Origin of the sequence: Shivajiella indica (genome assembly GCF_042683085.1) — a bacterium.
Lineage (GTDB): Bacteria > Bacteroidota > Bacteroidia > Cytophagales > Cyclobacteriaceae > Shivajiella > Shivajiella indica.
Genome location: NZ_JBHUIV010000034.1, coordinates 213484 through 235320, shown reverse-complemented (window position 1 = coordinate 235320; position 21837 = coordinate 213484). Strand labels below are relative to the sequence as shown.

The following is a 21837-nucleotide window of genomic DNA, read 5'->3' as shown; positions in this document are numbered from 1 at the left end:
AATAATTTGGGTTTAAATGTCGTACAGATGGCTATCGTACGTTTCGCTAATAGTTTCGGATTGTAAATTCTCGATCACTTTGTTAATTTTCTGAAATACTCCAAAGAATGTCTGCAATTCCTCTTCGGATACCACTTCCCTGACCATCAGATTAAACTCCTTGATGGTCTTGATGGAAATTTCTTTTTTCTTTTTACCCTCAGGGGTTAGAAAAATCCTAACGGATCTCTTGTCTACTGGATCAGGTTGTTTGTATATATATCCTTTTTCTTCCATGTTTTTTAACATCCTGGTCAGGCTTCTTGCTTCCAAACCCATTAATGGAGCTATTTTGGTAGCCGGAGTTCCTTCTTTTGAATTAATATTGATGAGCACAAAACCAATGGAAGTAGTGAAACCCTCCAAAGCCGCCTTTTGATTATACATGCGTGAAATGGCATGCCAAGCACTTTTAATGTGATAATCAACTGTTTCCTCGCGTTTCATAGACATATTTTTAATACGTCTAAAGTAAGAAAAATATTGTATGCATGCATACTAAATTCAAAAAAAGTTATGCATGCATAAGAAATATTAATTTAATTATTTAATCATAAAAAAAACTATCTTCTGAATAAGATCAAAAGATAGTTCTATTTAATTGAAATATTTTGAAAAAACCTATTCTATCAAAATAAGTTTCTATAATTTAAGATGAATACAATTCTTCAATTTCCTTGGCAAATTTTTCATGGATGACCTTTCTTTTAAGTTTCATGGTAGGGGTGAGTTCCCCAGTGTCTACACTCCATTGTGCGGATAGTACCTTAAACCTTTTGATCTGTTCCCACTTGCCAAAGTATTTGTTGAGGTTATCTATCTCTTTTTGAAATTTATCTAATATTTCAGGTTTTTGAAGCATTTCCTTATCGTTGGTATAAGGTATATCCTTATGCTTGCACCAGTCCTGCAAACCTAAAATACTTGGAACAATCAATGCGGCTGGGTAATTTTTGTTTTCTCCGACCACAATAATCTGTTCAATGACAGGAGATTCCTTAAACTTATTTTCCATAGGCTGAGGAGCAATATACTTTCCACCAGATGTTTTGAACATCTCTTTTTTCCGGTCAGTAATCTTAAGATAGTTTCCTTCATGTAATTCACCAATATCCCCTGTATGAAACCATCCATCCGGTTCAAGTACTTCTGCAGTCAAATCAGGTTGCTTATAATACCCTTGCATGACGTTGGGTCCCCTGACGATTATTTCTCCATCCGGCGCAATTTTTACTTCTACATCTTTAACAATTCTTCCAACCATTCCAATCCTGATATCTTTAAGATTACAAATAGAAGCTGAAATAACCGGAGAAGTTTCGGTTAAGCCATAACCTTCACAGACAGGTATCCCCGCACTCCAAAATACCCGGGCCAACCTCGGCTGAAGAGCTGATGCTCCAGAATTGATCTGCATAACATTTCCACCCAATGCTTCTCTCCATTTGCTGAAAATAATCTTATTGGCCAATTTCAGTTGAAAATTATACCAAGAACCCTGATTTTTATTCGGCTCATATTTCAATCCCAAATTAAGTGCCCAGAAAAAGAGGGATTTTTTTATTCCGGACAACTCATACCCCTTGGATACAATCTTATCATATACTTTTTCCAACAATCTAGGAACAGTATTGAAGACATGCGGTTGTACTTCCTTTAAATTCTCTCCAATAGTTTCCATACTTTCTGCATAATATATGGAGATGCCCATAAATAGAAAGGCAAAGGATCCAGCTCTTTCGTAAATATGACATAGAGGTAAAAAACTTAAGGCTTTGGCTTCTCCTTTAGGGACAATGAGAATATCCTGTATAGCATAGAGATTATGAATTACATTACCATGGGTCAACATGACTCCTTTAGGCCTTCCGGTGGTACCGGAAGTGTAAATAATGGTAAAGAGGTCATTGGTCTTCACAGCCTCTTTTTTATTTTCCAAGTCGGAGAGATCACCCGATTCCCCCAAAGCCATAAAATCCTCCCAATAATCACAACCCTCAATTTTATCAAATGAAACTATTCCAGCATCCATGTCTTTGGACCCTTCTTTTGCTTTTTCAAAAATTTCTCTGTCCCCAACAAAAATTTTCTTTACCTCTGCATGATGGAAAATATAATTGTAATCCTCTGAAGAAATTGTTGGATACATGGGAACAGATATGGCTCCAATCTGCTGCAAAGCCAAATCAATAAAATTCCATTCAGGTCTATTATTTGAAATTATAGCAACTTTATCGTCCTTTTTAATTCCAGTTTGTAAAAATGCCAGGCTTAAATTATCCACTATACTTTTTAAATCTCTGGAAGAATAGGTTTTCCATTGTCCATCAATTTTATTGGCCAAAGCAACTTCCTTATCATATGTTGCAATCTGATAATTAATTAAATCAAATAGTCGGGTGATCTGCATATTATTTTGGGTTGAGAATTATTTGAAATTATGAAAAAGGTCTCATTAAAACAAAACCGAAGATTTAGACTATTTCCACATGCCTATATTTATATTATTTTATTTATTTAAATAAATTTATTGTATCTATTAAGCTGTGGATTTGTTGATAAATTTTCTGCTCTTTTTTTCCCACATCTATTTTGAATTTTATGATTTAATTATCCACGCTCAATCCACATCTTTTTCATCTTATTATTCTTTGGTTTATAATATTTTACAATATTTTCCTTAAATGATGTTGGTAAATTATTTTAGTTAAGTTGTCTAAAAAGTACTGTTAGGTATTTTGTGAATAAGTGTTGAAGAATTAATAGTTAGGAACCCTATGTAAAAAGTAAATCCCTATCCTATTATTGGGATAGGGATAACTGATGTTTTTTGCCCATCTTATTGACAATAATCCACAAAAAATAATTTATTTATCTACATTATTTTTCTCCTTTTTGGGAATATTTTCCATTTCATTTATAGGTAAACCAGGAGATCTTCTTGGTTCTATGTTTAATTCCAATACCCAACCCCCTCTTATGGTTGTATCCCTGTTATTATTGTCATTTGGATTTTCCAGGTAATATACTGGCTCTGGATATCTATTTTCCAGCATGTTGGATGTATCCCATTTCCTGTTTTTATTTCTATCAATTATGGCTCTGATGTAATAGATGCCAGGATCTATATTTTTGAAAACTGCTTCATTTGTTTCTGTAAGGTATTGTTCTGCAATAATTTCATCTTTTTTATCCTGAATTTGTACAATTATGGGTAGTTCTGGAGTATTCACTTTTACCTTTATTTCTTCTGCTAAAGTCTCCTGCTTAAGTTTTCTAAAAGTATTTTCTATTTTCTTTTCATTTGTCTGATTTTCGATATCGTAAAATGTGGAATCAGCTGCTGATAATGTGAATGATTCGTAGGTTATGGAGTCAGGTACGGACCATACAATGAATAATTTTGTCCTATCTAAACTATCTGGAAAGAATACCCAATCTTTTTGAACCTGTATAACCGAAGCAGTGTCATACTTGATGATGAGTGAATCATAATTAATCTTTTGTAAAGGTTTATTGTACTTAAACTCTGCGACCAGTTTGTCTACAAAGTTCTTCTTACCGCCTGTTTGTACCTCTAAAGGATCTTTTTTTCTTTCACTCTCTAAGAATTTGGCATATAGGGTGGTGTCAATTTTGAATCCTACTGAATCAGTTAATGTTATTTTAACTTCAGTGCTGTCATTTCTTAAGCTAGTATGATATAATCTTATGTTTTTGTCCGATTGACTGTAGAACAGTTCTTTATTTAAGGATTCATTTTCTATTTTTATCTCAACAGGATACTTACTTAATACCAGATCAAAGTGATTTCCAATATTGCTGGTTCTGTTGATTTTAAAATCGCTTAAATCAGCTTTTGTTAAATAAAATTTTGCTCCAGATATGTCTTTATCAATTCGAATGGTGTCTAATATAAAAGAATAATCTTCCTGTTTTTCTTCTGCTTTTAGTGAATTGTTGGCATCATGCCATGCGTAGGCGAGGTATTCTCCTGATTTTATATTCTCAATGATAAAATCTCCAATTGAGTCTGCTTGTGCTATGTAATAGGGTGGTGCAGTAAGTACATTGGTAGTGTCGGATAGTTCGTACAATCCGACGAGGATATCTTTAAGTTTAGTATCTCTTTGTTGAAATAAGTATGACACATTTCCTGAAAAGGTCAAACTGTCAATTTCAGGACCGGTTGAAAAAACCAATTTTAAATTTTCAGGAGGATTTCCTTCAGTAATATCTTTAATGGTTTTTTGGAAGTTGAATACATAGGTCGTACTGTCCTCCAATTCCTGATTGAGTTTAATAATGACTTTATTTCTGTTGGTCGCCACCTCCATTTCATCTTTTTTTATCCTCGGTGTGATGATGATCTGCTTGTTTGGATTTTCAACCTTTACATATTCATTAAATTCTATTTCAATCGTACTTGGTTTGGTATTTAATGATCCTATTTCGGGTGTTATTGAAAGTAATTGGGGAGCATCTTCATCTCTGGGTCCACCCATTGGCGTACTTTGCTTTGCACAAGAATAAATTGATAATATTAAAATTAATCCCAATATTTTATATAAATATTTCATTTTTTCTTTAAAATAAACAAAATACTTGAATAATTAAATTGATGTCCTTTAGCGTAGCGATTGGAACTATATCCATTAAAAAACCCTTTTATAAATTGTTTGATTGCTGATGAATTTGGATCCAAATATTTTTCTGACAATAGAGATACGTAGTAACTATCAAATTTCATGGGTTTTTTGTCAATAATTATTAAGTCCATTTCCTGTGCAAATATTTCCATTGTCTCAGGGGTGAAATGGTAAAGATGTCTGGGTACATCTAATCCTGCCCATTTATCCCCATAGATAATAGAATCCTTTGAATTGATATTGGGGACTGCAATAAATAGGTATCCTTTGTCTTCTAAAAGAGAAACTATTTTTTTACCTATTTTTCTTAATTCATGGATATGTTCTAATACATGGAAAAGAGTAATAGCCTTAAATTTGAATTCTTTTTTGATTTTATTAATTTCCGAATGAACCTTAATTTTTTTGCTTTTTGTTATTTTCCTAGCAGTTGGATTGGGTTCCACACCAATTACTTTCCATCCATTCTGTTTTGCCTTTTTTAGAAAATGTCCTGTTCCGCATCCGTAATCCAACAAATTTCCTTTTTCTATAGCAAATTCGTTTATCCAATTAAGTTTATGACGGAGGGTTATATTCCTTACTAATTTATAAAGGATATTGGTAAGATTATTGGCTTTATTTTGATGGGAGATATAATTTTCAGACTGATAATATTGAGAAATAGATTCTAAATTCGGCCGTGGGTTGGTAAATATTAATTGACATGCTGTACATCTGCAGAGCATAAATTTTTCTTTACTAACTGAATAATCAATGGCTTCTCTAAAATTAAGAAAATGCCCACTTTTGCATAGTGGGCATTTTTTCAATCTTTCTTTATTTTCCATTATCTTCCTAAGTAGACTGTTAATATGGATAAATCTGCTGGAGAAACCCCACTTATCCTGGATGCTTGGCCCAAAGTTTCTGGTTTGATTTTATTTAATTTTTGTTTGCCTTCTGCAGATAGTGCTGGAATTGATAGATAATCGAAACTCATAGGTATTTTGAAATTTTCCATATTGTTTAATTTCTCCACCATTTGTTGTTCCTTTTCGATATAACTTTCATATTTAATTTGAATTTCCGCCTGTTCAAGTACTTCTTTCTTGTATTTGGATAAGTATGCTTTTAATTCTTTATCCAATGCCATTATTTCCTGTAACCCTATTTGTGGCCTTTTGAGCAATTTTTCAACACTTATTTTCTCTTTGATTGTAGCGGTTTCAAATTCTTCTAAGCCGGCATTGATAAGATCAGGGGACAGTTTTTTTTGCTTTAAGTCATTGACCAACCTGGCTGTTTCTGATTTTTTATCCATCATTTTTTCCAACCTGATATCATCCGCTAGACCTATTTGATGCCCTAATTGAGTCAATCTCAGATCTGCATTATCTTGTCTTAATAAAAGTCGGAACTCTGCCCTTGAAGTAAACATCCTGTATGGTTCCTCTGTACCTTTATTGATGAGGTCATCAATCAGTACACCTATATAGGCGTCTGATCTTTTTAATATAAAAGGTTCTTCTTCTTTTACTTTTTTTGCTGCATTTATCCCTGCTATGAGTCCTTGTGAAGCTGCTTCTTCATATCCTGTAGTTCCGTTAATTTGGCCTGCAAAGAATAGGTTTTCAATTAGGTGTGTTTCTAAGGTTAATTTGAGCTGAGTAGGTGGGAAGAAGTCATATTCTATCGCATAACCGGGTCTGAACATTTTTGCCTGTTCAAAGCCTGGAATTTTTCTTATTGCTGAATATTGTACATCTTCCGGTAAGGAAGTGGAAAAACCATTTACATAGATTTCAACTGTTTCCCATCCTTCCGGTTCAACAAATATTTGATGTCTTTCTCTTTCTGCAAATCGGTTGATTTTATCTTCAATTGATGGGCAATACCTGGGGCCAAGTCCTTGTATTCTGCCATTGAACATAGGAGACCTGTCAAAACCGGTCTCTAAAGTTTGGTGTACCTCTTTGTTGGTGTAGGTAATCCAGCAATTTCTTTGTTTTTCTAGGGGTTTTGTTTCATCTGAATAGGAAAACTTTTCGGGATCTTCGTCCCCTTCCTGTATTTCCATTTTAGAATAATCCAAGGATCTGCCATCTACTCTTGGAGGTGTACCTGTTTTCATCCTTCCTGACTCAAAACCAAGTGAAACCAATTGTTCAGTAATTCCTTTAGCTGCTGATTCTCCTGTTCTGCCTCCCCCAAATTGTTTTTCTCCAATATGGATAATTCCATTTAAAAATGTTCCATTGGTTAATACTACAGATTTGGCCATAATCTCTAGCCCAATTCCTGTTCTTACACCTGTTACTTTGTTCCCTTTTACCACTAGCCCACTGACCATTTCCTGCCAAAAGTCTACATTGGGGGTTTGTTCTAATGCCAATCTCCATTCTTCTGCGAACCGCATTCTGTCGTTTTGTGTTCTAGGAGACCACATGGCTGGTCCTTTAGACCTGTTTAACATTCTAAACTGAATCATGGACTTGTCAGAAATTATTCCTGACATTCCACCTAAGGCATCAATTTCCCTTACAATCTGTCCTTTAGCGACACCTCCCATAGCAGGATTGCAGGACATTTGTGCAATGGTGTTCATGTTCATGGTACATAGTAATACTTTTGAACCCATCTTTGCTGCAGCGTGTGCTGCTTCACATCCTGCATGACCTGCACCTACTACAATTACATCATATATTGGAAACATATTGTTCTTTTTTGAGTGTTCCACGTGAAACACTTGCTTGTTGATTTCTCATTTGTTTAATTGGTAACTGTTTCACGTGAAACAGTTACTCATCCATCATGGCCAAAGCTCTTTCCTCCATTTGCCTCATCATCGCTTTGTCAGCATTTGATTTGTCCTTGTAACCCATCAGGTGCAGGAGACCATGGCTGATTACTCTTTGTAATTCTTTTTCAAATGTTACATTTTCTCTTTCGGCATTATCTTTCACTCTTTCTATACTGATAAAAATATCTCCTTCTATAATTTTGTTATCTTCTGAGTTGTCGAAAGTAATGATATCTGTATAGGTTTTGTGATTGAGGTATTCCATGTTAATCTGATAGAGATACTCATCACTGCAAAATATATAATTGAGATTTCTGATGAATAGTCCTTTAGTCGCTGCTATGGATTTTAACCAATTTTTATATTTATTTTTTCCTCGTAAAGAAAATTTGATATCTTCTTCAAAAAACAAAATGGCCATGCTACATATAAAAAGTTAAAATTGCCTTTCTTCCATTCTCCTCAAATTTCACTTCATCTGATAGATGCTTCATGATGAAAATTCCCCTCCCGCCTGATTTTTCTAAATTTTCAGGAGCAGTAGGATCTTCCAAGTGATCATAATCAAAACCTTTCCCCTCATCTAGAATGACAAAAGTAACCTGATTATCATCTAAATGTAATTCTAAATCTACGACCTTTTTTCTATCCAGTTTATTTCCATGTATGATAGCATTGGTGACACATTCCGTCACAGAAATCATAATATTACCATAGATATCTTCATTGATAGCATATTTTTCCCTTGCATTATCAATGAAACTCTCTATGATTTTTATATTCTCAATTAGTGAGGGAATAGAAATTTTAATAGATTTCATGAATCTTTTATAGATAATTTGTGAAACGTTTCTACTTTTTATTGTCAATCTCAATTAATATCGGACAATGATCAGAGTGATGAACATCAGGCATTATAATGGAATTTTTAACCTTATCTTTCATCCTATCTGTTACCATATGGTAATCTATCCTCCAACCCAAATTTTTTGCTCTTGAACCAGCCCTATAACTCCACCAAGTGTATTGATGCGGATCAAGGTTGAACAACCTAAAGCTGTCCTGAAATCCGGATTCCGTAAACTTATCCATCCAGGCTCTTTCTTCAGGCAAGAATCCAGAGGAATTCTTGTTGGCAACAGGATTATGAATATCTATCGGTTTGTGGCAGATATTATAATCACCACTTAGGATCAAATTAGGGATTTTTTCTATTAAATCCTGTGAATATCCATAAATATCATCCAGAAACTGATACTTGAAATCCTGACGGATATCCCCTGTTGTTCCAGATGGAAAATAGGCCGAGACAAATGAAAACCCTTCAAAGTCTGCCCTTATCATCCTACCCTCATCATCGTATACGGAATAATCCATTCCATAGGTGACATTTTTTGGCTTTTCCTTACTTAATATGGCTACACCACTGTAACCTTTTTTTACCGCAGGAAACCAATAGATATGATATCCCATATCCTCAAATATGGATTTATCGATTTGGTTTTCCAGCGCTTTTACTTCCTGTAAGCCAATGATATCCGGATTCGTTTTCTGAAGCCATTCAGCAAAACCCTTGTTCATTGCTGCCCTGATACCATTGACATTATAGGATACGATTTTCATTTGATTTAGATTATAAATGCTTGATTATCTTTTATTTGATTTCAATGTCAAACTCTTTTTCGAAGTACTCCAATACCTGGATTTTCAACAATTTTTCCTGTTCCAGTATATCGAAATGAGGTAACTTTTTCAATAACTTCCAATGAGGCCAGCCATCCTGATCGATGTAATCCAATTCATAGAAACCTGCCAAGCTCAAAACCTTACATATGGCAATATGCATCAAGTCCTGCTTTTGTTCCTTGGTAAATGTTTTATTGCCCTGACCCAGTTCCTGCACCCCTATGAGAAAAAGGACCCCGTTCAGGTCGTTTGGCTTTTTACCAATCAATTCATGTAAACCGGATAGTAATTTTCCCCAACGCTTTTCAAGATCCAGATCTTTTTTAAACATCCTTTTTTCCTTCTTTTTCCAATAATTCCCAATATTCAACAGCACGCCTCAAATGTGGAATCACAATAGATCCTCCAATGATGGTAGCTATAGAGAATACCTCAAATATCTCCTCTTTGTTCATTCCAGCTTCATATGATTTTCCTAAATGGTATTTGATACAATCATCACAACGCAATACCATTGAACATGCCAAACCAATCATTTCCTTGGTTTTTACATCCAAAGCTCCTGCTGCATAGGTATTGGTATCCAGATTGAAAAATCTTTTGATCACTTTATTGTCAGAAGCCATAATTTTCTCATTCATTTCGCTTCTGTAGGCGTTGAATTCTTCAATTAAATTCATTAATTTTTAGGATGTTATTTTAACCTGCAAATATAATAGGTATTTTATAGTCATTTATTTTTAACAAGTCAATTTAAGTATGCGTTTCCATTTTTTAGAAGATTTTTTATCCTTGGTATTTCCCAAAACATGCTGCCTTTGTAGAAAGAGCCTTTTTGACTTCGAGGATCAGTTGTGTAGCTTCTGTATTTCAAAACTTCCCCTAACCAATTATCACCTTAGACCGAAGGACAATGACCTGGTGGTAAAAATGATGGGCCTTACAAAGCCAAATATGGTAATGGCATTTTTAAGGTTTACCAAAATGGGAGAGAGCCAGAAACTCCTGCATCAATTGAAATACAAAAACCGACCGGCTATCGGGCTGGAGCTTGGAAGAATCTATGGAAATCTTTTAAAGGCCAACGGATTTAAAAATTATTGGGATCAGATTACACCGGTACCTTTGCATCCCCTAAAACAAAAAAGAAGGGGATACAACCAAAGTGAACAATTTGCCTTGGGCTTGGGTGAATCAATGGAGATTCCCGTCAAACTTTCTATAAAGAGAAGTTTTTTTACAGAAACCCAAACCAAAAAAACAAGGATAGAAAGGATCCAAAATGTCGCTGATGTTTTTGAATTGGAACCCAATCAGAATGTGGAAAATCAAAGGATATTGTTGGTAGATGATGTCATGACTACCGGAGCTACCCTTTCCACCTGTGCAAATGTACTACTCCAAGCAAACTCCAAACTGGTAGATATGGCTGTTATTGCTGCTGGAAAAAATTGATTTCATTGTAATCAATAAAATTTATAACAATTGATATAACCCTATTCCCTGCCCACATTCATAATTTTTGTTTTTTGTCCAATAATTTTTTTTTATCTTAAAACAGATAATTCTCCTAGCCTATGAAAATTACTGGAATCCAGGAAAGAAGGGACTTTCTAAAAAAGGCCGGCTTGATCACTGCCGGAATTGGCCTGTCCTCCCCTTCTGTATTTTCTATTTCGGATCAGCATCCGAATCCTGTAAATAAATTACCTCGATGGAGGGGATTTAACCTTTTGGATTTCTTTTCACCTGAAATGGAAAAAGGAAGAAAGAACCCTCCCGAACATCTTCAATGGATGGCAGATTGGGGTTTTGATTTTGTCAGAATTCCTATTTCTTACCCCTCTTACCTTAATTTTGACAGATCTAAGCCCATATTAAAAGAGGAGGTTTTAAATTTTGATGAAAAGAGTTTAGAACAGATAGATAGGCTCGTTTTTCATGCCATCAATAGGGGTTTGCATGTAAGCTTGAATCTTCACCGGGCACCTGGATTCTGTATCAATGCCGGATTTATCGAACCATATAACCTATGGAAAGATCAGGAGGCCTTGGATGCATTTTGTGCCCATTGGGAAATGTGGTCCAAGAGGTATCAAAATGTTGGCTCAGATAAATTAAGTTTTGATTTGGTGAATGAACCTTATATGAGACAGGATCCAAATGATCAACATTCTCCTGGTGGGCCTGTTCCTGTGGAAGATTATTACAGGGTGGCGAAAGCTGCTCTAAATACCATAAAAAAAATCAGCCCGGAAAGGTTAGTGATTGCCAATGGAAATGGAGGAGGAGGAATAGCTGTTCCCGAACTTGCAGATTTGGATTTGGCACAAAGCTGTAGAGGTTACCATCCTATGATCATTTCCCATTATAAAGCCAGCTGGGTTTATAAGGAACCGGATACCTTACCCCAACCGGCATGGCCAGGGGAATTCAATGGACAATTCCTTAGTAGGGAAATGATAGAAAACCATTATGCACCATGGATTGACTTGGTCAAAAAAGGAGTTGGAGTCCATTGCGGGGAATGCGGCGCGTATAATAAGACACCACATCAGGTGTTTTTATCCTGGTTTGAAGATGTTTTGGATGTTCTTTATGATAACGGAATAGGTTTTGGTATCTGGGAGTTCTCAGGTACATTCGGAATTCTCAATTCAGGAAGAGAAGATGTGGATTATGAAGATTGGTATGGCCAGAAACTTGACCGGAAATATCTTCAGCTGTTGATGAAATATGCCTAAGGGCTTACCAACTTCCTCCAGCTCCACCACCCCCGAAAGAGCCGCCCCCAAAGCCACCAAATCCACCGCCCCCGAAGCCCCCTCCTCCAAAGGATCCCCGGCCTGAGGAAAAATCCCCGAACTTCCCTTTGCCTGCTCCTTTGAGAAGATTGGCCAACATGATGGTAGTAAAAAGATCAATGTTGCCTCCTTTTCCGCCCATATGGTTATTATTATCCTTCTTGTTTTTTATCAATGGTAAAATCACAAAAAGGAAGATGATCAACAGAAAAAAGACAATTGCTCCACCATGCTCTCCCGATGAAGTCACTTTATCTGCTTTGTATTCCCCTGATGCCAGTTTAAATACCATATCGGTGGCTTTGTCCAAACCATCATAATAATTGCCCATTCTAAAATTGGGCACAATTAATTGGTCTACAATTCTCTTGGCTAAAATATCAGGAATTGCGCCTTCTAGACCATATCCTGTTGCAATGAAAACTTTTCGGTCTTCCATAGCAGCCAATATCAATAAGCCATTGTCCCTATCTTTTTGTCCTATCCCCCATTTGTCTCCTAATTGGAAAGCATAATCACTGATGTCATAAGGGCCTACTGACCGAATCATGACAATGGTAACCTGCGTAGAGGTGGAATCATTATAGGCAATTAATTTCCTTTCCAACCTGTTGATTTCATCTCCTGATAAGGTATTGGAGAAATCATTTACCAACCTTGGGGGGGATGGAACGGGTGGAAAATCTCCTTGTCCAAATAAAGGAAATAGCTGGAAAATAAATAGGGATAATAGAATGGCTTTGTTTTTCATAAGGTATTATCCAAAAGAGATTTCATCTGGTAATTCATTGATGTCTCTTTTTTGTTCATAGGGAAAGTGTGCTTTTAGTTCTTTACCACAAATGGTTATTCCTTTGATTAGTCCAGCAGAAAAGGCTTTCTGCTTGAAGGAAGAGATCATTTCATCTTTGATTTTTTCCCAAAAATTATCCGGAACAACCCTGTTGATACCCGAATCTCCAAGAACAGCAAAGACATGATCTTCCACAGCTAAATAGAATAGCACAGCATTCCGTTCTTTGGTTCTGTGCATTTTCAGGGTTTCGAAAACCTCAGCTGCTCTATCCATCACGTCTATGCTACAATGATTTTCAATGTGCACCTGGATTTCTCCGGAGGTTTGTTTTTCGGCATCCTGAATCGCTGCGATGATTCTTTTTTTATCTTCTGAAGAAAATAAATTTTCAGCCATAGGATTAAAATTGAACAGTAGGAGCTGTTTCTGCACCCTGCGCAGCTTCAAAATAACCTTTAGTCTCAAATCCGTACCATCCTGCAAATAAATTGTTAGGGAAAGTCCTTAAAGAAGCATTATAGGATTGTACCGTTTGATTGAAATTTCTTCTCGCTACAGCTATCCTGTTTTCTGTCCCCTCCAGCTGCGCCTGCAGTTCCAAGAAATTCTGGTTTGCTTTCAGGTCCGGATACCTTTCCACTGCAACCAATAGACGGCTTAAGGATCCACTCAACTGATCCTGGGCCTGTTGGAATTGGGCAATTTTTTCCGGTGTCAAATCGTCCGCATTCAATGTGATGGAAGTGGCTTTGGCACGTGCTTCAATAACAGCTGTGAGCGTTTCCTGCTCAAAATCTGCATAACCTTTTACTGTATTGACGAGGTTAGGTATCAGGTCGGCCCTCCTTTGGTATTGGGTTTCGACTTCAGCCCAAGTGCCATTGATGGTCTCTTCATTCTGAACAAACATATTATAGACTCCTACTGCTTTGGTATAAACAAAAATACCAACAAGGACAATGATAATAATTGGAATAAGTGCTTTTTTCATATGTATTAGGCTTTTTTAAAATTGATATCAATTAAATTGTGCAATATTGATTAATTATTGGTCAATAAAGGTATCTATAGATTTATTGGATGAAGATTTCAGGTTTCTAAGATAAATGGTGAAAGTAGTGCCTTTTCCAACGATACTGTCCACTTTAAGGTTTCCATCATGGGCCCTAATCTGCTCCCTAACCAAATAGAGTCCTAATCCTTTTCCTTCGACATGGGAATGGAATCTTTGGTAAAGGCCAAACAATCTGTCCCCATATCTGTCCAAATCTATGCCTATTCCATTATCCTCAAAAATCAAAACAGTAAAATTTTCTTCAATTTTTGTTTTGATCAAAATCACGGGGTTTCTGTCGGGATGTTTGTATTTGATGGCATTCGTCATCAGATTCATTAGAAAATTTTCTAAATGCGAATAGATATAATTGATGCTCGGTGCTTCTTTAAAATCCTTATGGATTTCAGCTCTGGAATCAATAATCTGTTTGGAAAGACTTCTCTCCACATTTAAGGTAAGTTGTTTGAAATCTATAAGTTCTACTTTTGGTATTTTATTCTTTTTTATCGACACTACCTCAATCAGATCTTCAAGCGTACTGTTGAGAATGTTTGTTGAAACTTTAAGGTTGTCAATAACTTCCTTGTTTTCAGGATTGGATGGGTTTTCTTCATCGAAAAGCTCCAAAAGAGAAGAAATGTTTACGATAGGCGCCCTTAGATTATGGGATGTAATATAGGCAAATCGCTGTAATTCTTCATTTTGGGATTTAAGATCCCGGATTAGTTGTTCTCTCTCTTCCTCAGCTTGTTTGGTTTCTGTAATATTCTGCGTAACAAGTAAAATTCTATCAATTTCTCCCTGATTATTGACCAAAGGAACCCCACTTTTTAAGTAATACTGGTCCCCAATAATGACTTCAAACATAACGGATTCGCCCTGTAATACCCTGTCCAAGTACTTTCTTACTTCTTTGGAAATGTAAGATTCAAATTTTGATAAATGGGGAGTTCCAATAAGCTCTTTGGGATTGATTCCCATCAACTGGAATTCTTTTCCATCCGCATAGATGTAGCGCAGTTTTTTATCCAGAACCTCAACCGTTCCTTTTGGGAAATTTTCTGCAATACTCCTGAATAATAATTCAGAGGCAAGAAGCCGTTTTTCATAATTCAAGCGGCTGATTTCTGCACCTATTCTATCTGCAAGGACTTTAAGAAGACCGGAAAGGTTCATATTGTAAGGCCTTCTTTTTTCGTCCATTAATACCAAGATGCCCAAACTGTTTTTGTCCAAATCTGTAATAGGAACACCCATATATGTGGAAACATTCAACTTTTGTAGGCCTAAATCCCCTGGATAAATGTTTTTCGCATCAGAAAGAATCAATAAAGGTTCTTTGCTGTTTATACAATCCAGACAAGGAGTGTTATCCAGATTATATGAAAAAGGATCTCCACGTTCTCCCTTTTTGAAATAGGATATGACATTAGAAGTCGGTTCATTATTGACTATTTCAGCAATAAAGCAATGGTCCATCTGAAGCTTTTCACAAAGGAACTTGGTCAGTTCATCGAAAAACTGTTTTCCGCTGAACTTCGAGGTTCTTTCAGTAAGCTGAGAAATAACATTATGCACAAATTCCTGTTCACTGATATCCTCCAAAATTGCCTGGTAGGTTTTTCCTTTTTCAATTTCTTTGGAGGTCATCCTGATATGATAAAGCTTGTTATTAAAATAACTTACATAAGGACCTTCATATGTGCCATAACCTTTTTCTATGCTGTCACGATAAGCTTGTTTGATGGGATTGTTGCCCAAAAGACCAAATAGGTTTCTGCCAATCAGCATATCCGGGTTTTCCACATCTATTTTGGAAATAAATTTTTTGTTGACATCCAGAATAATTCCATCATGATCGTATTGGAAAATAGGTAGAGGGTTTTCTTTAAAAAGTGTTTTATACCGGTTTAAATGAAGAGATGATTCTAATTCTTTTTGTTTGGTATAGGAAAAATCAACAAAGAACCCTGCCCAAATGGAATCATTTTCATACTTTTTCAATCTATTGGAAGCACCATATACCCATTTTTCTTTTCCACTTGGTGTGATGATTCTAAAATAGGCTTCAAATTTACTGTCTGTCAGGTAGGCATTTCTATCTGCCGCATTTAATTGGTCTCTATCTTCTTCATGAACCAACTTGGCAAGGTTATCTTCATCCTCAATGATCAGTTCCGGATCAAGTTCGGTCAATTGTCTGCAACCTTCACTGATAAAAATAAACTTATGACTGTGATCGGGATTAGCTTTCAATAAATACACCATCCCTGGCACAACCCCTGTCAGTTCATCCAGGACATTTTTGTGATTTAATAAATCTTTCTCTATTTCTTTTAAAGCGGTAATGTCTGAAAGGTAACCTAAAATTAGATTACCGTCTTCATCCACTTTGGATGTTTCATCCTCTATGAAGATATATTTATCATTTTTGTGCAGAACACGGTAGATACTTCTGCCAACCCTGCCAAAATTTTTCTTAAAAAGATGAAGATCCTCCGGATGAACTAATTTCTCCCAATCTTTCCCTGAGAAATTTTCAAAAAATGACTTTGAATATCCCAAAAGCTGTTCAATTGCACCTGACATTTGAAGTCGCTTTTCTTTAGGATAATATTCATAATAAATCAGATCCGGAATGGATTCCGCAATTCCAAGAGTCGGAAGTTCCTCTGGCTGGGAATATTCCAGATTGATCTGGAAAAAATTATTGCCAATGGGTTTTTTTACCAAATATAAATGGTTGGGAAAGATGGAAATTCTATTGATTTCATCTGAAAAAGAGAATGTTCTAATTATTTCCCTATCCACAAAATCAAACTTTTTGCAAAGGAAATCTACCAGCTCATTTAAAGAACCAATGGGTTTTTCCTGGTGTACATCCGAAAAAATTGCTCCGGTTATCCAATTTGTAAGCCAGGAAAATTTAATATTGGTAGGCCAATCCATCAAAGAGATCAACACATTGATCAGATAGGATTTGTCTTCCTGGGAAATTACATACCCTTCAACCTGAACACATAAAAAGGAACTTTTATTGATAAACAATGGACAGACGAATCTTTCTCCTGTTCCTAAACCCGAAAAAAGAAAATCAAAAATATTTATGGGAAGCGTGGGAAAAATTTCATTGAAAAATGACTCTTTGTAAAACTTATCCCCTTCCTGGATCATATTCTTGATTTCGGAAGAGATGTACAGCAGTTCGTATGTATTGTCCTGATACCTTTTTAAAGTTAATAATATGTTTTGAAACTGATTTTTAGAAAATCGGGACATGTTTATCGCATCCTAAATTTTGCCATGAATATTAAAAGGTACCTTCATGAAAATGGTAAAGCAAATATAGTGATTCCAACACAAAGTTTTAGGTATCTATGGAACACGAGCATTTGTAGTACACGTCAATGCTCAGATCTGCCTTTTCAAAAGGAATTGGGTATCAAAAATTTCGAAATCTTCCGGATTATCACTTTTGAATCGCTTCAATTTCATATTTACCTTTCGGTCTTCTTCTGACCTAAAAAGCTTGACCACATCAGATAATTCCCAAAAGTCTATGGGAATCCTATTGATTTCCATAATTTCATCATCCCGTTTTATACCGGCAAGTTCTGCAGGAGAGTTTTTTCTGATGCTCCCAACGATAAATCTTCTTTCTTCAGTTGGAAGCATTTTTGGGGTAATACCGCTCATATCAAATTCAAAAGGGTTGGAAAAAGTATCCCCCTTTTTAAACAGAAACCTTTCCCTTTGGTAATCCAAAATCAATTTAGTTCTACCCAATAATTCAGACCCTAAGCTTCCATTTCTTCCACTCTCTAGGATCACATAACTGAACTCCGTTTCTTCAGGAAAAGAGGTGATGATATTGGAAAAATTCAATCCCCCAAACTTTAATGACTTGACCCTTCCTACATAACCATAGAGATCGCCACCTAAAGACCTTCCCAAATCACTTTCAATATGTTTTGTTGGAATTTTAATTTTCTCGGATGTCTCCATATTCAACAACAAACCATGATTGGCTCCCAGATCTATTAGTAATTTGGCATCAAGTTCTTCTCTTGAAATTTGTTTGACCTTTCCTGATATATACGGTTTATTGTTCTCAATTTTCATTGGTACTTTTTTATAACCGAAAGGCCTCCATTTCAAGGCACCGGTCTCATAAAAGGTAATGATGCTCTTGTCATAATCAATTTTTACCGGATTATATTTGAAAAACTCATAACCAATTACCCCAAACACAGGAACTCCAATGACCATTTCCAATTCAAAAAAATCATTGTCCAAAACCAAAATGGTCTGTGAATTACCTTGAATTTTTCCCAGGTCCATGTGATTGGTGGGAGAAACATTGGCGGTTAAAATTGTACTGCCATCCGCCCCTACCAAATCCAATTTTCTGGTATATTTCATGTTTAGTTGATCACCAATGGTTTTACTGAAAAGTATATTGGTTTTTACTCCAGTATCCAATAAAAAATTAATGGGTGGTCCACCGTTGATTGAAACAGGTAAAATAATCAGGTTATTGGATTCCAAGAAAGGGATTTCAAGTTTCTTTACAGGATCTTTCATATAAAATCCAGGCACCTGTGCAGGAAGCGCCAGGGATATGATAAGATTTATATGAAATCCAATGATCAGGTATTTTGAAAACATGAAAGCTGAAGTATTTTGGGTATTTTGACTTAATATAGCAATAATATTAGAGCATTCTATTTGTTTATACTGATTGTTGAGGCCTCTTGTTAGATTTTTCGGAATTAATTTTTTGAATGAAAAAATCTGATTTTGTTTTTTTATTATCCGACCCAGGAATTTTTGAAAAAACCCAAAAATCCTGCATCTTTAATTTTTGATACCAAAGAATATGGCAGACAAGTCCCTTGTAGAAAAAGCAAAGAAAATTTTTGAAAACTTCCTTGTCAGACAAGGCAGTAGGAAAACCCCTGAAAGGTTTTCTGTTATAGATGAATTGTATGCTTTGCCTCAGGATGAACACATAGATGTAGAAGGATTGTTTTTATTGATGAGGAATAAGGGCTATACAATAAGCAGAGCGACGATTTACAATACCTTGGATTTACTGGTCGAATGCGGATTGGCAGTAAAGCACCAATTTAAAGATAAAGTTGCTTTATATGAACAGGCCCTTACCTATAAACATCATGACCATCATGTATGCAATCAATGCAGAAAAATCAGAGAATTTTCTGATGAAAGGATCAACCTGATCAAAGAAGCTATGGGTAGAGAATTCAGTTCTGCAATAACCAGTCATTCATTGGTGCTCTATGGAGACTGCCAAATCCAGGATTGTGAAAATCTTAGGATTATTTGAGTTGAAAATACTTTTTGTAAATAGGTTTCCGGTACAAAAACTGACCATATAGAGCGGGAAACAATAATACTGTCATTAGTCCAAATTTGCCCTCATATTCAATCTCATCCTTGATTAATGATCCGCTTCCAGCTTTTTGAATCCTATGTTTATGTCTCCACTTTTTAAGGAAAAAAGGCAATTCAATCCCTTCGTCTATAAAATAGAATTCATCCCCATCAGTGTGGTCAGCAGTGATTTCAGAAGTCCATTTTTGTTTGAACACCAAAAAATTCAATTCCAGGCTAACTAAATCCCCCTTGGATGAACCATCAAAACGGAGCAGTTTAACAGGAGGGAATGGTGGACTGAGTTTTAAAAATAACTTTTCAGTGAATCCTTCTTTTACCTCCAGGTAATTTTTATCAACCCTTGTTGTAATATTGATTTTCATAGCTCCTAAAGAAAGCAATAAGTCGACTCAATTGTTCAACGAACCGAAGTGGTGGAAAAATAATTCAAAAGATAATAGGCTTTCAAAGCCCTTTTTAATAATTATGGTTTTCTGCCATCATTCCAATAGGGAAATTCGGATTGAATTACAGTTCATTTTTATGGAAAATATCTAATTTATATCCAATATCAATAAATATCTTACACTAAATAAAACATTTATAATTTGATTAAAAGTATAATTGCAGGAATACACATTGATTATTTTGCTTCGTCATGAGATTAATTTAGCTTTTTCAGGTACCTGAAAAATTCACTGTCGGAGGAAAGAACCAGGCTGGTATTTTCATCCATAGCTTTTTCAAAACTTTCCATGGTCCTTAAAAACCTATATAATTCAACGGATTGTCTGTTTTTGTTATAGGCAGAGGCATAGATATCAGTTGCTTCAGCATCTGCTCTACCTTTGATTTCTTCCGCTTGTTTGAAAGCTTCTGATTGGATCTGAGCTAAATCTCTTTCTTTGTTTCCTTCAATTTTCCTAGCTTCGCCCTGACCTTCAGACCTGAATTGGTCGGCAATTCGGTTCCTTTCACTGATCATTCTGTCATAAACCCTGTCCCGGACTTCATCTACATAATTCATCCTTTTGAAGCGGAAATCCAGAATCCTCACCCCGAGATCTGCTGTTCTTTCATTTGCTTTCTCCAGAACAATTTTCTCGATCATTGCCCTACCCACTGAAATGTCCTCCAAGACTTCAATTTCTTCCATAAACTCTTCTGTGATTTCAGGATCACGGTTTGAGGAACGTACCAAATCCAATAAATCATGACTGGCAACCGCATTTCTGGTTTCTCCATCCAGGATATCATCCAGTCTTGACTGGGCAGACCTTTCATCTCTTAGCCTTATAAAAAACTGAAGGGGATTGGTTATTTCCCATCTTGCATAGGTATCTACAAAAATAAATTTCTTGTCTTTGGTTGGGACCTGGTTTTTATCCCCATCCCATTCCAAATACCTTTTATCAAAGAATTGCACTTTGTGTAAAAATGGTACTTTAAAATTAAGGCCCGGATCTGTCCTGGGCTCTCCTACCGGTTTACCAAACTGGGTCACAATAGCCTGTTTGGTCTCATCTAAAATGTAGACGCTGTTGAGCAATACTACAGCCAACAAGGCAATAACGATAATTCCTATTGTTCCTTTGATTTTCATGGGGTATTGCTTTTTACTTTATCAATGTTTAATAGAGGCAATACATTATTACCTTTTTCATCCACAATGATTTTATTTCCTATTTTTGGAAGGACCCTTTCCATGGTCTCTAAATAAATCCTTTGTTTGGTTACTTCTGGAGCTTTAACATAGGCTGCAAATAAGGCGTTAAAACGCTCTGCCTCACCCTTGGCCCTGTTCACCCTGTTCAACAAATAAGCTTCTGCTAATTGTATTGTTTCCTCAGCTTCTCCTCTTGCTCTTGGAATTACTCGGTTATATTCCGCTTCTGCCTGGTTGATCAATGTTTCTCTTTCCTGTTGGGCCTCATTGACTGCATTGAAAGAGGGCTTGACCGGTTCAGGGGGGTTCACATCCTGAAGTACCACCTGGTCTATCCTGACGCCATTTTCATATTCATCACACATTTGCTGTAAAAGTACTTCTACACTGCTCGCCACTTCCTGTCTACCCACAGTAAGAACCTCATTGACCGTTCTATCTCCGACTATTTTCCGCATAGCAGCTTCAGACATGTCTCTTAAGGTTTTTTCTGCATTTCTTACCCTGAAAAGGTACTTGTATGAGTCCACAATTCTATATTGCACTACCCATTCTACATCCGTTAGGTTCAGATCTCCCGTTAACATCATGCTTTCATCTCCAAAGCTGCTTTTGGAATATTCGGTCTGCTGTCCGGCACTACGTGTCCGAAATCCAAACTCTTGCTTCAATTGCCTTTGAACAGGTATTTTATACATGTTTTCAAACCAAAATGGAAGAATAAAATTCAGGCCCGGTTGTACCGTCCTGTTATATTTGCCCAACTGTACGACGACACCCTCTTCTTCCGGCCCAACTGTTTTGGTGCTGGTTACCAATGCAATCAGCAATAAAAAGCCCAGTACTATCTTTCCAGCATACTTTTTGATCCAGTCCGGATCAATATTGATTTCATATCTGTTTTCTGACATATTTAAAATCCCTAGTGTAAAACTTACTTAAGTTTAAAATAACAAAG

General features: G+C 36.0%; 21 protein-coding genes. 3 read left to right on the top strand and 18 right to left on the bottom strand.

Going from position 1 to position 21837, the window contains the following annotated elements:
* Nucleotides 1–12: 12 nt before the first annotated feature.
* The 10 genes from ACFSKV_RS19935 to ACFSKV_RS19890 all read right to left on the bottom strand — a co-directional run bounded on the left by ACFSKV_RS19935 (nt 13) and on the right by ACFSKV_RS19890 (nt 9836).
* Complete coding sequence (locus tag ACFSKV_RS19935; RefSeq protein ID WP_380806919.1) at nt 13–486, bottom strand: MarR family winged helix-turn-helix transcriptional regulator; 474 nt, start codon at nt 484–486, stop codon at nt 13–15.
* Nucleotides 487–688: 202 nt separating this feature from the next.
* Nucleotides 689–2449 (bottom strand): AMP-dependent synthetase/ligase, encoded by a 1761-nt coding sequence (locus tag ACFSKV_RS19930; protein ID WP_380806918.1) that lies wholly within the window; start codon nt 2447–2449, stop codon nt 689–691.
* A 457-nt stretch (nt 2450–2906) separates the two neighbouring features.
* The gene (locus tag ACFSKV_RS19925) at nt 2907–4619 is read right to left on the bottom strand and encodes an Ig-like domain-containing protein (protein WP_380806916.1); all 1713 of its coding nucleotides are present in this window, start codon (nt 4617–4619) and stop codon (nt 2907–2909) included.
* A complete protein-coding gene (locus tag ACFSKV_RS19920) occupies nt 4616–5518 on the bottom strand; it encodes a class I SAM-dependent methyltransferase (RefSeq protein ID WP_380806914.1) in 903 nt (300 codons plus the stop codon). Before ACFSKV_RS19920 ends, ACFSKV_RS19925 begins: the two co-directional genes overlap by 4 nt.
* Nucleotides 5518–7383, bottom strand: a complete 1866-nt coding sequence (gene mnmG, locus ACFSKV_RS19915) for a tRNA uridine-5-carboxymethylaminomethyl(34) synthesis enzyme MnmG (protein WP_380806911.1) — start codon at nt 7381–7383, stop codon at nt 5518–5520. Before mnmG ends, ACFSKV_RS19920 begins: the two co-directional genes overlap by 1 nt.
* Before the next feature lie 85 nt (nt 7384–7468).
* On the bottom strand, nt 7469–7891 hold the full coding sequence (ybeY, locus tag ACFSKV_RS19910) for an rRNA maturation RNase YbeY (RefSeq protein WP_380806908.1): 423 nt from the start codon (nt 7889–7891) through the stop codon (nt 7469–7471).
* A gap of 1 nt (nt 7892) precedes the next feature.
* Nucleotides 7893–8291: an ATP-binding protein gene (locus ACFSKV_RS19905; protein WP_380806907.1), complete on the bottom strand. Its 399-nt coding sequence runs from the start codon at nt 8289–8291 to the stop codon at nt 7893–7895.
* Between the two features lie 31 nt (nt 8292–8322).
* Nucleotides 8323–9093 (bottom strand): exodeoxyribonuclease III, encoded by a 771-nt coding sequence (locus ACFSKV_RS19900; RefSeq protein ID WP_380806906.1) that lies wholly within the window; start codon nt 9091–9093, stop codon nt 8323–8325.
* A 31-nt stretch (nt 9094–9124) separates the two neighbouring features.
* Nucleotides 9125–9487, bottom strand: coding sequence for a hypothetical protein (locus tag ACFSKV_RS19895; protein ID WP_380806903.1), 363 nt, complete (start codon nt 9485–9487; stop codon nt 9125–9127).
* Complete coding sequence (locus ACFSKV_RS19890) at nt 9480–9836, bottom strand: carboxymuconolactone decarboxylase family protein (RefSeq protein ID WP_380806901.1); 357 nt, start codon at nt 9834–9836, stop codon at nt 9480–9482. Before ACFSKV_RS19890 ends, ACFSKV_RS19895 begins: the two co-directional genes overlap by 8 nt.
* Before the next feature lie 250 nt (nt 9837–10086).
* Between ACFSKV_RS19890 and ACFSKV_RS19885 the strand changes: the two genes are divergently transcribed.
* Together ACFSKV_RS19885 and ACFSKV_RS19880 are read left to right on the top strand one after the other, a co-directional pair.
* Nucleotides 10087–10611, top strand: a complete 525-nt coding sequence (locus ACFSKV_RS19885) for a ComF family protein (RefSeq protein WP_380806898.1) — start codon at nt 10087–10089, stop codon at nt 10609–10611.
* Nucleotides 10612–10733: 122 nt separating this feature from the next.
* Nucleotides 10734–11900 carry a glycoside hydrolase family 5 protein gene (locus tag ACFSKV_RS19880; RefSeq protein WP_380806895.1) on the top strand — a complete coding sequence of 389 codons (1167 nt, stop codon included), beginning with the start codon at nt 10734–10736 and terminating at the stop codon, nt 11898–11900.
* A gap of 4 nt (nt 11901–11904) precedes the next feature.
* On the opposite strand, the gene ACFSKV_RS19875 is transcribed toward ACFSKV_RS19880, so the two are convergent.
* The 5 genes from ACFSKV_RS19875 to ACFSKV_RS19855 all read right to left on the bottom strand — a co-directional run bounded on the left by ACFSKV_RS19875 (nt 11905) and on the right by ACFSKV_RS19855 (nt 18481).
* Nucleotides 11905–12711, bottom strand: a complete 807-nt coding sequence (locus ACFSKV_RS19875; RefSeq protein WP_380806893.1) for a TPM domain-containing protein — start codon at nt 12709–12711, stop codon at nt 11905–11907.
* Between the two features lie 6 nt (nt 12712–12717).
* Nucleotides 12718–13152 (bottom strand): TPM domain-containing protein, encoded by a 435-nt coding sequence (locus ACFSKV_RS19870; protein ID WP_380806892.1) that lies wholly within the window; start codon nt 13150–13152, stop codon nt 12718–12720.
* A 4-nt stretch (nt 13153–13156) separates the two neighbouring features.
* A complete protein-coding gene (locus ACFSKV_RS19865; protein ID WP_380806890.1) occupies nt 13157–13747 on the bottom strand; it encodes a LemA family protein in 591 nt (196 codons plus the stop codon).
* Between the two features lie 54 nt (nt 13748–13801).
* Nucleotides 13802–17092 (bottom strand): PAS domain-containing protein, encoded by a 3291-nt coding sequence (locus ACFSKV_RS19860; protein ID WP_380806888.1) that lies wholly within the window; start codon nt 17090–17092, stop codon nt 13802–13804.
* A gap of 132 nt (nt 17093–17224) precedes the next feature.
* Nucleotides 17225–18481 (bottom strand): aspartyl protease family protein, encoded by a 1257-nt coding sequence (locus tag ACFSKV_RS19855; protein ID WP_380806886.1) that lies wholly within the window; start codon nt 18479–18481, stop codon nt 17225–17227.
* Nucleotides 18482–18692: 211 nt separating this feature from the next.
* On the opposite strand from ACFSKV_RS19855, the gene ACFSKV_RS19850 reads away from it, so the two are divergent.
* A complete protein-coding gene (locus ACFSKV_RS19850; protein WP_380806884.1) occupies nt 18693–19163 on the top strand; it encodes a Fur family transcriptional regulator in 471 nt (156 codons plus the stop codon).
* On the opposite strand, the gene ACFSKV_RS19845 is transcribed toward ACFSKV_RS19850, so the two are convergent.
* The 3 genes from ACFSKV_RS19845 to hflK form a co-directional block, all read right to left on the bottom strand.
* Nucleotides 19156–19596 (bottom strand): SRPBCC family protein, encoded by a 441-nt coding sequence (locus ACFSKV_RS19845; RefSeq protein WP_380806881.1) that lies wholly within the window; start codon nt 19594–19596, stop codon nt 19156–19158. The genes ACFSKV_RS19850 and ACFSKV_RS19845 overlap by 8 nt on opposite strands.
* Nucleotides 19597–19877: 281 nt before the next feature.
* Nucleotides 19878–20816, bottom strand: coding sequence for a protease modulator HflC (gene hflC, locus ACFSKV_RS19840; protein ID WP_380806879.1), 939 nt, complete (start codon nt 20814–20816; stop codon nt 19878–19880).
* The gene (gene hflK, locus ACFSKV_RS19835; RefSeq protein ID WP_380806877.1) at nt 20813–21790 is read right to left on the bottom strand and encodes an FtsH protease activity modulator HflK; all 978 of its coding nucleotides are present in this window, start codon (nt 21788–21790) and stop codon (nt 20813–20815) included. The genes hflC and hflK overlap by 4 nt, the downstream gene beginning before the upstream one ends.
* Between the last annotated feature and the right edge of the window lie 47 nt (nt 21791–21837).